13 protein-coding genes are annotated in these 14,506 nt (G+C 71.9%); 8 read left to right on the forward strand and 5 right to left on the reverse strand.

The genetic code is table 11. From position 1 onward, the window contains the following. Positions 1 to 66: 66 nt before the first annotated feature. Genes ACZ597_RS27220 through ACZ597_RS27235 form a run of 4 tightly spaced genes read right to left on the reverse strand, consistent with a single transcriptional unit; the run spans position 67 to position 4,378 of the window. Positions 67 to 1,086, reverse strand: coding sequence for a C40 family peptidase (locus ACZ597_RS27220; protein ID WP_471335140.1), 1,020 nt, complete (start codon positions 1,084 to 1,086; stop codon positions 67 to 69). A gap of 59 nt (positions 1,087 to 1,145) precedes the next feature. Next, complete coding sequence (locus tag ACZ597_RS27225; RefSeq protein ID WP_471335143.1) at positions 1,146 to 2,876, reverse strand: serine/threonine-protein kinase; 1,731 nt, start codon at positions 2,874 to 2,876, stop codon at positions 1,146 to 1,148. A 49-nt stretch (positions 2,877 to 2,925) separates the two neighbouring features. Next, positions 2,926 to 3,717 (reverse strand): thioesterase family protein, encoded by a 792-nt coding sequence (locus ACZ597_RS27230; RefSeq protein WP_471335146.1) that lies wholly within the window; start codon positions 3,715 to 3,717, stop codon positions 2,926 to 2,928. Between the two features lie 52 nt (positions 3,718 to 3,769). Beyond that, entirely contained in the window at positions 3,770 to 4,378 is a 609-nt protein-coding gene (locus ACZ597_RS27235) for a LysE family translocator (RefSeq protein WP_471335148.1), read from the reverse strand. Between the two features lie 58 nt (positions 4,379 to 4,436). Between ACZ597_RS27235 and ACZ597_RS27240 the strand changes: the two genes are divergently transcribed. From ACZ597_RS27240 to ACZ597_RS27270, 7 genes are all read left to right on the forward strand, one after another. Further along, positions 4,437 to 5,252 (forward strand): pentapeptide repeat-containing protein, encoded by an 816-nt coding sequence (locus ACZ597_RS27240; protein WP_471335151.1) that lies wholly within the window; start codon positions 4,437 to 4,439, stop codon positions 5,250 to 5,252. A 345-nt stretch (positions 5,253 to 5,597) separates the two neighbouring features. Further along, positions 5,598 to 5,906 (forward strand): hypothetical protein, encoded by a 309-nt coding sequence (locus tag ACZ597_RS27245; protein ID WP_008742356.1) that lies wholly within the window; start codon positions 5,598 to 5,600, stop codon positions 5,904 to 5,906. A gap of 107 nt (positions 5,907 to 6,013) precedes the next feature. Continuing rightward, entirely contained in the window at positions 6,014 to 6,847 is an 834-nt protein-coding gene (locus ACZ597_RS27250; RefSeq protein ID WP_471335153.1) for a DUF8175 domain-containg protein, read from the forward strand. Further along, a complete protein-coding gene (locus ACZ597_RS27255) occupies positions 6,837 to 8,189 on the forward strand; it encodes a hypothetical protein (protein WP_471335156.1) in 1,353 nt (450 codons plus the stop codon). The genes ACZ597_RS27250 and ACZ597_RS27255 overlap by 11 nt, the downstream gene beginning before the upstream one ends. Next, positions 8,186 to 9,745, forward strand: a complete 1,560-nt coding sequence (locus ACZ597_RS27260) for an SCO6880 family protein (protein ID WP_471335160.1) — start codon at positions 8,186 to 8,188, stop codon at positions 9,743 to 9,745. The genes ACZ597_RS27255 and ACZ597_RS27260 overlap by 4 nt, the downstream gene beginning before the upstream one ends. Positions 9,746 to 9,763: 18 nt before the next feature. Next, a complete protein-coding gene (locus tag ACZ597_RS27265) occupies positions 9,764 to 11,182 on the forward strand; it encodes an ATP-binding protein (protein ID WP_471335163.1) in 1,419 nt (472 codons plus the stop codon). A 2-nt stretch (positions 11,183 to 11,184) separates the two neighbouring features. Further along, the gene (locus ACZ597_RS27270) at positions 11,185 to 12,879 is read left to right on the forward strand and encodes a type VI secretion protein (protein ID WP_471335166.1); all 1,695 of its coding nucleotides are present in this window, start codon (positions 11,185 to 11,187) and stop codon (positions 12,877 to 12,879) included. Between the two features lie 102 nt (positions 12,880 to 12,981). Here ACZ597_RS27270 and ACZ597_RS27275 read toward each other — a convergent pair whose 3' ends face one another. Continuing rightward, positions 12,982 to 13,533 (reverse strand): GNAT family N-acetyltransferase, encoded by a 552-nt coding sequence (locus ACZ597_RS27275; RefSeq protein ID WP_471335169.1) that lies wholly within the window; start codon positions 13,531 to 13,533, stop codon positions 12,982 to 12,984. 41 nt (positions 13,534 to 13,574) lie between these two features. On the opposite strand from ACZ597_RS27275, the gene ACZ597_RS27280 reads away from it, so the two are divergent. Beyond that, entirely contained in the window at positions 13,575 to 14,402 is an 828-nt protein-coding gene (locus tag ACZ597_RS27280) for a DUF3626 domain-containing protein (protein WP_471335172.1), read from the forward strand. Positions 14,403 to 14,506: the final 104 nt, after the last annotated feature.

The following is a 14,506-nucleotide window of genomic DNA, read 5'->3' on the forward strand; positions in this document are numbered from 1 at the left end:
TCACTCCAACGTTATCCAAGAGAGACTCATCGCCGCAGCTCAGGGCCTGCGCTTCACGGAGAGTGGCTAGGGCTTGGGAGTTGACCCCGACCGCTCCGGAAGGGCTTCGGCCCCATCCTTGGTCACCCGGGTCGCTCCGAAGTAGTCGGGCGTATCGATCTTGTCAAAACGGATGACCGCACCGGTGAACGGAGCGTTGATCATGTAACCGCCACCCACGTACAGCCCGACGTGCCGGATCTCCCGAGAGTTCGTCAGATCGTCGGAGAAGAAGACCAGATCACCGGGGAGCAGCTCCTCGCGCGAGGGGTGCGACCCGGCGTTGTACTGGTCGTTCGCCACGCGCGGCAGCTCGATGCCCACGCTCTCGTACGCCGCCTTGGTCAACCCGGAACAGTCGAACCGCCCGTCCTGGTCCGGCGTCCCGTTGCCGCCCCACAGGTACGGCGTGCCGAGCTGCTTCTGCGCGAAGTACACGGCCCCGGCGGCCTGCTGCGCGGGAGCGACCCGGCCGACGGGCCGCGCGAAGCTCTTCTCCAGGGACCGGATGGCCTTCACGTAGCCCTGGGTCTCGCTGATCGGCGGCACGCCCCCCGCCTTGATGACGCGGTAGGGGCCGGCGTTGTAGGCGGCGAGCATGTTGTCGGACCGGTCGCCCGGTACCTGTGCCACGTCCTTGGCGAGCTGGCAGTCGTACGAGGCCGCCGAGGGGATGGCGTCCTTGGGGTCCCAGATGTCCCGGTCGCCGTCACCGTCGCCGTCCACCCCGTACGTGGCCCACGTCTCCGGGATGAACTGGGCGATGCCCCGCGCGTCGGCATGGCTGAGCGCGTCGGGCTTCCAGTTGCTCTCGGTGTACAACTGCGCCGCGAGCAGCGCGGGATTGAGGGCGGGGCAAAGGTTTCCCCACCTCTCCACCAGCGGCTGGTACACCGCCGGCACCGCACCCTTCACCAGCCCGACCGCGCCCCCTCTGGCGCCGCCCGCGATGCCCGCCGCCGCCGAATAGGTGCCGACGACCAGCAGCGCGACGAAGGTCAGGCACACGCCGATCCCGATCCCGCTTGCCACCCAGAACTTGCGCACCCGTCAACACTGCCTCATGCCACGTCGCCTGACAGTGCATTCGCCAGTCTGTCCGGGCACTATTTCACCGGAAAGCCGGTGCAGTAGACACTGCTGTACTCCTTGACCCCACGGACCCGGTAGATGAGCACGGTCCAGTCCCCGGGGTCGTTGGCGGTCGGGATTCCGGGGAACTTCTTGCGCGTCCCCTCGTTGTCCACGAGCTCGGTGACGAAGTCGTCCGGGTAGGTGAGCTCCACCGAGCCTCCGGTGGCCGGGTCCTTGAGATCGACGGGCTTGCTGGTGTAGCCGATGCTGTGGTTGTAGTCGAGGACGGCCTCGTAGGGCCGCTGGGTCCTCTCGTCGATCTCGTGCGGGGGCTTCACCCCGACGGAGACGGCGTAGGCGCCCTTCTCCGTGTTGTGCCCCTTCAGGAACACCTTGATCTTCACCTTGCCCGTCACCGTCTTCGCGTTCGGGTCGTCGGCGTCGACGGCGGACGCGAGCAGGAACTCCGCCCGCTCCTCATTGGGCAGGTTGCAGGCGCCCGTACTGCTGCTCCACAGGTCCCGCGACACCTTGTTCGGCTCGATGTGGTCGGGCACCGCGCCCGCCCCGCCGCCCTGCGCGGACGCGGGCGTGCTCGGCGCCTGCTGCCCCGGCGCGGACGGCGCCGCCTGGGAGGGGCTCCCGTTCCCGCTCGGCGGAGCGGCCGCCTGACGCTCGCCGGCAGCCTTGTCACCGCCCTTGACCAGCAGGTACCCGCCCGTGACCAGGCCTCCCGCCACCAGCCCCGCGACGGCCGCCAGCGCCCAGCGCGGGGCGGTGCGCGCCCCCGTGCCGGCCGGAGCCGCCGCCGGTGCCGCCCCCGCCGCCGGTGCGTACGTCGGCACGTAGCCGGCTTGGACCGCGGCGAGCCCCGGGCCGATGGTCGACGGCAGCCCCGGCACCTGCGCCGCCCCGCCGCCGGCCGCCGTGAGCGCCGCGTACACCGGGTCGTCGACCAGCGCCGCGTCCACCGCGCAGCGGCGGATGACCTCGGCGAGTGCGGGCCGGGCGGCCGGGTCGGTCGCCACGCAGGCCCTGATCAGGGCGGCGAGTTCCGGCTCCACGCCCTCGACGTCGATCTCGCCGTGCACCGCGCGGAAGTTCACCGCCGTCGGCTCCCCCGTGCCGTACGGGGCCCGGCCCGTGGCCGCGTACGCGATCGTGGCGCCCAGCGCGAAGACGTCCGCCGCGTTCGCCACCTCGCCGCGCAGCAGCACCTCGGGCGCCGTGTAGCCGGGGGTGCCCGGGGCGGTGCCGGCCTGCGTCAGGGCCGTCTCGGCCACGCCCTTGGCGATGCCGAAGTCGATGAGCTGCGGGCCCTGCGCCCCGAGGATGACGTTCTGCGGCTTGAGGTCCCGGTGGGTGACCCCGTACGCGTGCACGCTCGCCAGGCCCTCCGCCAGCGCGGCGAACAGCCTGCGGCAGGAAGCGGCCGGCAAGGCGCCGAACCCGCCCACCGCGTGACTGAGCGTCGGCCCGGCCACGTACTCGGTGGCCAGCCAGTACGGCGGGGCGGCCAGCGAGGCGTCGATCAGGTTCGCGGTGTAAGCGGAGCGGACCGCGCGGACCGTCTCGGCCTCCCGGCGGAACCGCGCCAGGGCCTCCGGATGGCCGGTGATCTCTTCCCTGATCACCTTGATGGCCACCAGGCGGCCGCCCGGCGACCGCCCGAGGTACACCTGCCCCATGCCCCCGGCCCCCAGTCGGGCCAGCAGGGTCTGTGCCCCGATGTGGGCGGGGTCGGTCTCTCTCAGGGCCTCCATTCGGACGAGGGTGTCACACCGACTTCCCCAGCCGAAAAGGGGGTTGGGCTCAGCGTTCGGCCACGAAAAGGCTCTGCGCGCCCCGCCCGATCGGCCCCTTCTCGTCGTGCAGGCGGGAGTCCGCGAGGCCGATCCCGGCCGCGTCCACGCTCGTACGGGCCTCCACGCACACCCACTCGCCGACCGGGTGGCGGTGCAGGTGGACGGTGAGGTCGCCGTTGACGAAGACGAACCGGCCGAAGTCCATCACCGCGCTGATCCCGTTCCCCGAATCGGCCGCCACCAGCACCCGGTCCAGCGGCCGGACCTCCTCCCCCGCCACGAGCGGCACCCGCATCCGCATCCAGCAGGTCCCCGGCCCCGGCTCGACGAAGGCGCCCTCCGTGAACCGGGTCTCCATCGAGGAGTGGTAGCCCGTCTCCCACGGCACGGGGAAGAACGGCGTGACCCCCACCTCGCCGGGCGGCGGCAGCAGCACCCCCGGGACCACCGCCGGCACCGGCTCCGCGGCCACCCGGATCCGCAGCGCCCGCGCCAGCATCACCGGCGCCCCGCCCGCCGGGGCGAGGGCCGCCTCGACCACCTCGGTGCCGCGCCCGGACCGCAGCACCGAGGTGGTCACCTCCAGCTCCCCGATCGGCACCGGGCGCAGGATCTCGTACGTGATGCGGGCGATCCGCATGTCGGCCCGCGCCCCCGGCCGCTCCTCGACGGCCCGCCCGAGCAGGGCGGCCGGCGGGCCGGCGTGCTGGGAGCCCGGGTCCCACGGCCCGCGCGTCGCCTCGGTGGCCAGGAAGCGGCCCTCGCCGAGCCGCTCGTAGAACCCGTCTTCAGCATCCATGCCGCCGCACGTTACCCACAGGTAACCCGGTGCGCCAGGCCTTTCGGCCCGCTCAGCGCGCGAAGCCCAGCCCCACCCCCAGCCCCACCAGCACCGACCCGATCGCCCGGTTCAGCGCCTTCTGCGCCTTCAGCATCCGCTCCCGCAGCCGCGAGTTCGAGAAGAACAGCGCCACCGCCCCGAACCACACCAGGTGCGCCGCCGACATGAACAGCCCGTACCCCGCCTGCTGCCACCCGGACGTACCCGGATTGACCACCTGCGTGAACGTCGACACCACGAACAGCGTCGTCTTCGGATTCAGCACGTTGGTCAGGAACCCCGACCGCAGCGCCCCCAGCCGCGTCAGCCCCGGCCCCGACTCCAGGTCCACGGTCAGCTCCGCCCGCGCCCGGAAGGTACGGATCCCGATCCACACCAGGTACGCCGCGCCCGCCAGCTTGATCGCCGTGAACAGGGCGGTCGACGAGGCGATCAGCAGACCCACCCCGAGCATCGTGTACGACACGTGCACCAGCACCCCGGCCGCGACCCCCGCCGCCGCGAACAGGCCCGTGGGCCGCCCGTACAAATAACTGTTCCTGACCACCATCGCGAAGTCCGCGCCGGGACTGATCACGGCGAGCAGGGTGATGACGGCAACTGCGATCACTTCTGTCATGCACGGATGCTCCCCGCCCCCTCCCCGCGGATCAAGAGCTTCCGGTGACAATGGAGGGGTGTCCACCACCCCGCTGCCCCTCCTCCAGGCCGACTGCTCGAACTGCTTCGCCCTGTGCTGCGTCGCGCTGCCCTTCGCCAAGTCCACCGACTTCGCCGTGAACAAGGCCGCCGGCACCCCCTGCAAGAACCTCCAGCAGGACTTCCGCTGCGGCATCCACACCCGGCTCCGCGACAAGGGCTTCCAGGGCTGCACCGTCTTCGACTGCTTCGGCGCGGGCCAGCAGATCTCCCAGGTCACCTTCGAGGGCCGCGACTGGCGCACCCACCCCGAGACCCGCGCGGCGATGTTCGAGGCCTTCCCGGTCATGCGGCAGCTGCACGAGCTGCTCTTCTACACCGCCGAGGCGCTCACCCGCCCCGCGGCCGCCCCCGTCCACCCGGCCCTGCGCACCGCCCTCGCCAAGACCGAGGCCCTGACCCGCGCCGACGCCGCCACCCTCGCCGCCCTCGACGTCCCGGCCCTGCGCCAGGAGATCAACGCCCTCCTCCTCGAAACGAGCGAGCTGGTCCGCGCCAAGGCCCCCGGCCGCAAGAAGAACCACCGCGGAGCCGACCTGATGGGCGCCCGCCTCTCCGGCGCCGACCTGCGCGGAGCCAACCTGCGCGGCGCCTACCTGATCGCCGCCGACCTCAGCCGCGCCGACCTGCGCGGAGCCGACCTGATCGGCGCGGACCTCCGCGACGCCGACCTGCGCGGAGCCGACCTGCGCGACACCCTCTTCCTCACCCAGGCCCAGGTCAACGCCGCCCGGGGCACCCCCGACACCCGCATCCCCCCGCACCTCACCCGCCCCGCGCACTGGGCTGCGTAACTCCCCTTACGGCCAGGACGATCCAACGCCCCGGCGCCCGCCCGGCACCCATGCGCCCCTCACGCCTCCGTACGCTCCCCCGCTGCCGCGACCTCCCCCTATTAGCCCGAACGGCCGCCCCTCACACGGCCCCGCGCACGCCGGGCCGACAATCATTGCCCGGGGTCACCCCCCGTGATACACAGAGTGACCTGCTCAGGGTGCGCATACGGGGCGCGGGCCGAGAGAACGGGTAAAGAGACCGGCCAAGTCGACGACGGCGCCGGTTTCATCAGCGAAGATAGTGCGTGACCCCTGCCGTCGGGCACGGGCTACCGGAACTACCCATACGGGGCGGTGAGTTACATGATCCTGGCAGCCGAAAAGGGCGACATCACCACCATCATCGGCGGAATCGCCCCGAACTGGGGGCCGTTCGGCAGTCTCGGCAACGAAGCGAAGGTCATGATCGAGGTGGTCATGGCCGTCGCGATCCTCCTCTGCCTCGGCATCGCCATCTGGGGCGCCGCCAAGCAGCGCATCGGCGCGACCGCCCTGCGCGACACCTTCAGCGCGGAACAGGGCAAGGGCCTGATCGTGGCCGGCCTCACCGGAGTCTTCATCATCGGCTCCCTCGGCACCCTCTTCACGATCGTCTACGGGATGGCCGTCTAGCCGGGCCGGACCGCAGCACCCGGCCGCACCCTGATGAGGAATCACCACACCGCGCCTGAGCGGGAACGAGCGCTACCGTCGTACGACGCGGAGGGGGCGGACACGCAATGAGCAACGACGACCAGTACGGCGGCGGCAGCGGCCACGCCGAGGTCGGCGGCACCGGCCAGACCCGCACCCGGCTCCCGGACCCGCCCTCCGACCCGTACGGCGGCCCCCGCCGCACCCCCCGCGCCTCCCGCGGCCTGATCACGGTGGTCGGGGTGGTCGTCCTGCTCATCGCCGCCATCGCCTTCGCGAACCGCTCGGGCGACACCCCGGACACCACCACCGCGGACAAGGCCCCGGACACCACCTCAACGGCCCCCACGGGCACCGCCCCGGTCACCACCAAGACAGCCGGCATCCCCAAGGGCTTCGCCCACGACGAACAGGGCGCCCAATCGGCAGCCGCCAACTACGCGGTGGCCCTGGGCTCGGACGCGATGTTCAACAAGAACGCCCGGCACGCCCTCGTGGACGGAATCTACGCACCCCAGGCAGCCGCAGCCCTGAAAGCACCTCAGGACGCGGCCTACAGCCCTGCCTTCCTCGCCAGGCTCGGACTGGACGCGAACGGCACACCACCCCAGGGCAACACCTTCGTAACCCGCACCATCCCGATCGGCACCCGCGTCGAGAGCTACAGCCCCACCACCGCGAAGATCGCGGTCTGGTACACGGGCGTGATCGGCATGTCCGGCGAGAAGTCCACGGACCCCGTCCGCACCACCTGGAAGACCTGGACCTTCGAACTGAGCTGGGTGGCCGACGACTGGAGGGTCGTCAATGACACACAGCAGGACGGACCGGCCCCGGTCCCCGGCGATGTCCCCGTCTCGACGTCTGACGACATGAGCAAGGCCATCAAGGAGTTCGGAGGGTTCACCTATGCCCGCTAGCTTCCCGCGCAGGCTGGGCGTGATCGCTTCCGTGCACGTCGCCCTCGTCTCCCTGGCCACACGCGCCTACGCCGCCCCGACCCCCACCCCCACCCCCCCTTCCTCCGGGAGCCCCACGGGCACCCCGGCCCCCTCGGGTACGCCCAGCCCCCAAGCGAGCAACGACCCCTGCGCCCTGCTGGACGGTCCCGCCAAGCAGTACTGCGAAGCGGACAAGGGAACCGGCAGGGGAACAGGATCGGGGCTGGCCCCCAGTGACGGCGCGGGTGACGCCATCAACCCCCTCGCCTCCCTGGCCAGGGGCTGCGCCGACGCCGCCGCCTGGATCGTCGGCAAGCTCAGCGAAGCCGTGAAGTCCACCGCCAACGTCGACTTCACCAACCCCGCCTTCCTCCAGCAATACGCCGTCGTCTTCGCCGCCTCCACCGTCCTGACCCTCGTCCTGTGGCTGCTCGCCGTCGCCAAGCGCGCCATCCGCGGCGTCCCCCTCACCACCGCCCTCTCCGAGGCCATCGGCTTCCTCTGGCTGACCGTCCTCGCCTCCGCCTTCACCCCGCTGATCCTCTACACCGTCGTCTCCGCCACCGACGGCATCACCGAGGTCATCGCCTCCGCCACCGGCAGCCAGACCGACGTCTTCTTCGGCTCCTTCTCCGAAGCCCTCAAGAAGGGCGACGACATCGGCGGCGGCCCCATCATGCTGATCGTCGTCGCCCTCGTCACCGTCCTCGCCGCCGGAGTCCTCTGGCTGGAGCTCGTCATCCGCGCCGCCCTGCTCTACGTCGGCGCCCTCCTCGGCACCGTCGTCTACGCCGGACTCGTCGACCGCAACATGTGGGGCCACGTCCGCCGCTGGGCCGGCATCATGATCGCCGTCATCCTCGTCAAGCCGGTCATCGTGATCGTCCTCGGACTCGCCGGAGCCCTCGCCGGCGACAAGGGCCCCAACGCCTTCTCCGCCGTCGTCTCCGGCCTCGCCATCATCCTCCTGGCGATCTTCGCCTCCGCGATGATCTACCGCTTCGTCCCCGGCTTCGGCGACGAGATCGCCTCCGCCCGCAACAACCGCTCCAAGGCCACCGACGGCGCCCAGGCCGCAGCCGTCATCAGCTCCCCGGCCTCCCTCGTCTCCCAGGGCATCAAGACCCACAGCAGCCGCGGCGGCGCCCACCGCGCCGGCGGCGGCTCCGGCGGCGGCGACGCCAACCAGATCTCCGGAGGCATGGCCGCCCACAGCAGCCGCCGCTCCGGCAGCGGGTCCGGCGGCGGAAATGTCCCCTCCGCCGCACCCCCGCCCCGCACTGGCTCGAGTACGAGGAACACAGGAGGTGACGGGCGTTGACGACCCAGTCCCACCAGCTCCACCCGGTCGCGCCCCGCCGCACGTATCTCATCGGCCGGGCCCGGCCGAACGCGATCGTCGGCAAGAACCGCGAAACCGGCGAAATCGCACTGATCATCACCGGCGCCTTCTTCGGCATGATGAGCGGACTGCTCGTCCCCGACCTCACCCTGCGCATCGTGGCCCTCGTCGGCTTCCCGCTGCTCGCCCTCGCCGCCGTGTACCTCCCCTACAAGGGCCGCACCTTCTACCGGTGGTTCGAGATCAGCCGCAGCTACAAGCGCACCCTGCGACGCGGTACGACGTACCGCTCGGGCGCCGTCGAAGCCGGCACCCGCGCCGCCGACGGCCGCGAGGTCGAGGTCGGCCCGCCCCCCGGCATCGGCCGCATCAACTGGCTCGCCGCCCCCTTCGGCCCCGACGAGATCGCCGTCCTCCTCCACGCCGACCGCAGAACCGTCACGGCCGCCATCGAGATCGAAGGCCCCGGCGTCGGCCTGCGCGACAGCGAGGACCAGGAAGCCCTCGTCGACCGCTTCGGCACCCTCCTCAAGCACGTCGCCAACGGCGACGGCTTCGTCACCCGCCTCCAGATGCTCGCCCGCACCCTCCCCGCCGACCCCGACGCCCACGCCAAGGACGTCGCCCAGCGCGGCGACGCGACCGCCCCCGTCTGGCTCCGCGACTCCTACGACCAGCTCCAGTCGATGGTCTCCACCTCCTCGGAGCAGCACCGCGCCTACCTCGTCGCCTGCATGCACTACACCCGCGAGCTCGCCGCCGAGGCCAACACCATCGCCCGCGCCGGCAGCACCAAGGGCCGCAAACTCGACCGCGACGCAGGCCTCGCCATCGTCATGGCCCGCGAGCTCACCGACATCTGCGCCCGCCTCGCCGAAGCCGACATCCGCGTCCGCCAGCCCCTCGGCCAGGGACGTCTGTCCTCCCTCGTGCACTCCATGTACGATCCGGACCACCCCATCGACCACATCCAGGCCATGACCAAGCGCAACGCCTGGCCCGCAGAGCTCGACGCCGTGGAGCCCACCTACCTCCAGGCCAAGACCCGCGAATCCTCCACCCGAGCCCCCTGGTGCCACGCCACCGCCTGGGTGAAGGAATGGCCGATGACCCCGGTCGGCGTGAACTTCCTCGCCCCCCTCCTCGTCCACACCCCGGACGTCATCCGCACCGTCGCCGTCACCATGGACCTCGAACCCACCGAGATCGCCATCGAGCGCATGCTCACCGAGAAGACCAACGACGAGGCCGACGCCTCCCGCGCCGCCAAGATGAACCGCACCGTCGACCCCCGCGACATCGCCGCCCACGGCCGCCTCGACCAGAGGGGTGAAGATCTCGCCAGCGGCGCTGCCGGAGTCAACATCGTCGGGTACATCACGGTGTCCTCGCGTTCACCCGAAGCCCTCGCCCGCGACAAGCGCACCATCCGCGCCTCCGCCGGCAAGTCCTACCTGAAGCTCGAATGGTGCGACCGCGAGCACCACCGCGCCTTCGTCAACACCTTGCCGTTCGCCACCGGCATCCGACGCTAGCTGGAGGGAACAGTCGCCATGCGAGATCCCATGTCCGCGCTGACGGACGCCTTCACCAGCTTCCTCTTCGGCAAGGTCGAGACCACCCGGCTGCCCGTACGCACCTCCACCGGCCAGGCCCAGGCCGTCTACCTGCCCACCGCCGCCCCCGGCCTCGGCGACTCCGGCGTGATCATCGGCCGCGAGGTCTACAGCGGCAAGGGCTACATCTACGACCCCTTCCAGCTCTACGGCCAGCAGCTCCCGGCCCCCCACTGGCTGGTCCTCGGCGAATCCGGCAACGGCAAGTCCGCCCTGGAGAAGACGTACGTCCTGCGCCAGCTCCGCTTCCGCGACCGCCAGGTCGTCGTCCTCGACGCCCAGGGCGAGGACGGCGTCGGCGAGTGGAACCTCATCGCCCAGCAGCTGGGGATAACCCCCATCCGCCTGGATCCCATCGCCGCCAACGACGACGGGATCCGCCTCAACCCCCTCGACCCGGCGATCACCACGACCGGACAGCTCGCGCTGCTCCGCACCATCATCGAAGTCGCCATGGGCCACGGACTCGACGAACGCTCCGGCTTCGCCCTCAAGGTCGCCCACGCCTACGCCGTCGAGACCATCCAGGACCGCCAGCCCGTCCTCACCGACATCGTCGAACAGCTCCGCCACCCCGAAGCCGAATCGGCCCAGGCCATGAACGTCGACATAGACGACGTCCGGGCATGGGGCCTCGACGTGGCCCTCGTCCTCGACCGCCTCGTCGACGGCGACCTGCGCGGCATGTTCGACGGCCCCACCACCGTCGGCATCGACCTCGACGCCCCGCTGATCGTCTTCGACCTCTCCCACATCGACCGCAACTCCATCGCCATGCCCATCCTCATGGCGATCGTCGGCGTGTGGCTGGAACACACCTGGATCCGCCCCGACCGCAAGAAGCGCATCTTCCTCGTCGAGGAGGCCTGGCACATCATCAACAGCCCCTTCGTCGCCCAGCTCTTCCAGCGCCTCCTGAAGTTCGGCCGCCGCCTCGGCCTGTCCTTCGTCGCCGTCGTCCACCACCTCTCCGACGTCGTCGACGGCGCCGCCGCACGAGAGGCCGCCGCCATCCTCAAAATGGCCTCCACCCGCACCATCTACGCCCAGAAGGCCGACGAGGCCCGCGCCACCGGCCGCGTACTCGGCCTCCCGCGCTGGGCCGTCGAAATCATCCCGACCCTCACCCCCGGCATCGCCGTCTGGGACGTCAACGGCAACGTCCAGGTCGTCAAACACCTGATCACCGAAACCGAACGCCCCCTCGTCTACACCGACCGCGCGATGACCGAGTCCTCCACCCCCCAGCAGCTCCCCGACGACCTGCTGGCCGCCGAACTCGAAGCGGAGGAACGAGCCCTGTACATCGAACGCCAGCGGGGCTCCGGCCCCGGATCAGCGACCACGGTGGCCTGACCATGCCCGACGCGAGACGTACGGAGCCCCCCGCGCGAGCCGGCGGCGTCCCCGACGGGGTACTCGTCGGCCTCCTGGCCTTCCTCCTCGGCCTCGCCGTCCTGGTCTGGTCGGCCACGGGCCTCGCGGCCCTCTTCACCAAGGGAGCCTGGCCGGCCACCGTCACCTTCACCCGCACCCCGGGCGCGGTCCGCGCCCTGATAACGCAACCCCACGACCTCGCGGGGGCCTGGCCCGACACCGACCCGGCCGCCCTCTCCGGGTGGGGCCTCTTCTGGGGCCTGTTCATCAGCCAGCTCCTCGTACTGCTGGTCCTCACGATCTTCACCCTGGGCGTCGTCGCCCGCACCAAGGCCCGCCGCACCCGAGCCGGCCACCGGCCGACGGCCGACGCCGACCCGGCGGACCCCGCCCCGGCCAAGGCCCGACCCCGCACCCCGGACGGGACGGCCCCCGCGGACCGGCCCCGGACCCCGGACACCACCGGCACGCCGGTCGAGCCCCGCACCCCGGACCGGCTCCCCGGACCGGCCCGCACGGAAGCCCACACCGCCCCACCGGCACACGCCCCGTCGGCGGAAGCGGTGCACGCCCCGTTCTCCGCCCCCGCCCCCGGACCGGCACACGCACCCGCACACGCACCGGCCGCCGGCACCCCGCCCCGCAGGCCGAGCCCGGCCCGCTACACCTCGCTCGGCGACACCCCCGCCCCCGCCAAGGACGCCTACCGCTACGGCTTCGGCTACGCCCCCGCGAGGTCCGCGGCCCCCACCCCGGCCCCCCGCCTCGCCTACGGCGACCCGGCCGAACGCCACCGCCTCGCCGCCCGGGCCCTCGCCGCCGCGGAGGGCGCCGCCCTGGTGGTCACGTCGTCCCCCGCGCTGTGGGCGGAGACCAAGGACGCCCGGGCGAAACTCGGGCCGGTCCTCCTCTACGACCCCTCGCACCTGTGCGACACCCCGGCCCGGATGCACTGGAACCCCGCCGACGGCTGCGCCGACCGCGATACCGCCGCCGCCCGGGCGATCGCCCTGCTGGCCCCCGTACGCCCCCAGGCCCGCCTGGACAGCGCCCTCGCCGACACCGCCGAAACCCTGCTGCGCAGCTGGCTCCAGGCCGCCGCCCTCGACGGCCTCCCGTTCAAGCAACTGGCCCGCTGGGCCCAGGGCAACGGCGCCCAGGACCCCGTCCGCACCCTGCGCACCCACCCCCAGGCCGCCCCCGGCGCCGCCGGCGAACTCGAAAGCGCCCTCACCGCCCACCCCGAACGCCGCGACCAGGCCCAGCAGCTGACCGCCCGTGCCCTGTCCTGCCTGACCTCGATCCACATCCGCGAGGCCTGCAACCCGAACCGAACGGATTCCCTCACCCTGGCATCGTTCGCCGCCGAAGGGGGCACCCTCTACGTGCTGGGTGAACCCCTGGAGGACCCCCGCACCCGCCCGGGTGCGATGCCCCTCCTCACCGCGCTCGCCGCAGACGTGGTCGAGCACGGCCGCCGCATGGCCGCACGGTCATCCCACGGCCGGCTCGACCCACCACTCACCCTGGTCCTGGAGGACGTGGCGGCCGTCGCCCCCGTCCCCCAGCTCCCGGACCTCCTCCAGGACGAGGCCCTCCCCCTCCTGGCCCTCTGCCGCAGCCGCGAACAAGCCCGCTCCCGCTGGCCGCACACGCCCCTCGACGCCACCGGATGAACCTGCATCCGGGACCCGGGACGCGCACGCCGCACGCTCCTCGGAAGGGATCGGCTGAGACGCCGTTCCCACCGGCGTACCCGGCCGCTGCGTCCTCGACGGCTAGGCCGGGGTGTCCATCACGTACTCGTGTTCCTCGGCCCCCGACTCCAGCTTCACCACGTGCCCGCTCGCCTCGAACCCGAACCGGCGGTAGAAGGCCGCCGCCCGCAGGTTCTCCTCGTGCACGAAGAGCCGTACGCGTGCCGGGGCCGGTGCCCTCAGCCCCCGGGCCCACTCCACTGCGGCCGTGAACAGGGCCTCGGCCAGCCCGGCACCCCGCCGCTCGGCCCGTACGTACACGCCGACCACGTGCGCCTGGGTCTTCTCCACGGGCAGGCCGAAGAAGTCGCTGCTGCCCTGCTCCTCGACGAGCACGCTCACGGAGCCGTCCCACGCCCCGTCGGGCCCCTCGGCGACGAACTGCCGCGCGGCCCGCCCGGACGAGGCTCCCGCGGCCCGGTCCTGCCAGAAGCCGTCCGTCCGTTCCTCGGCCTGCTCCAGCGTTTCCAGGAAGGCCACCGGCGCCGCCGGGTCCCGCAGGGCGTCCAGCCTCAAGGCTTTGACCCGCTGCCACTCTTCGGCCCGAACGGCCCGCACCACGTACTGATCCATAATCCGGGATCCTAACCACCCGCTTGATGCACACTGCATCCATGCATCCGCACGCCCGGGCTCTCGCCCACGTCTCCGCGCTTTCCTCGGGCCCCCCGCTGGACCCGACCCTCTCGGTCACGCTCAACTTCCACCCGGACCGCATCACCGAGGACAGACCGATCCTCACGGCCCTGGCCGAGGAGGGCGTCTACCGCTCCCAGTTCGTCACGGGCACCAGCAACGGCGGCCTGACCGCCCGCCCGGGCGGTGCCCGCTGGCAGTGGGAGAGCCAGATCTTCGGCGGCGCCTACGACGAATCCCCCGCCGAGGACCGCCCGGTGTACGGCGCCCTCAACTTCCGCAACAACCCGGCCGGCGCCGCCCCCCGCTTCGGCTCGGCGCACTTCCGTCTCCGCCCGGAAGCCCTGTCCCGCACCACGTTCTGCTATCCGGACAGCTACCTGGAGCCCGAGCACTTCGGGGTCGCCGACCGCATGGCGCTGATCCCCCTGGCCCTGGCCGACGACCAGGACGCCCTGGACGACTACATCGAGGCCCAGGTCCACGCTCCGGTACGGCTGGCCCACGACGTCGAGGCCCTCGTACTGGACCCCAGCCACCGCGGGACGGAGGTGGAGGCCGCCGCCGCGAAGCTCCCCTGCCCCACGGAATGGCACCCGGGCTTCCTCCTCACGGTCGCCGAACTCCGCCGGCACCCCGACTACCGCGGCCAGGACTTCGTGGACCTCGGCTCCGCCATCGCCGTGGACGACGTCCTGACTCCGCGCATCCTCGGCGAAGCCGCACGCACGGGCCGCTACGACGAACAGGCCCTGAAGCGTGTCTGGCACTACGTGGCCCGCTTCGGCTCGGCCGCTCACGAATAAAGTCCCGTAAACGCAGAAAAGCCCCGCACCAGAAGGTGCGGGGCTTTCCCACAATGATTGTTCGGCGGCGTCCTACTCTCCCACAGGGTCCCCCCTGCAGTACC

The organism is Streptomyces sp. NPDC040718 (assembly GCF_055593565.1).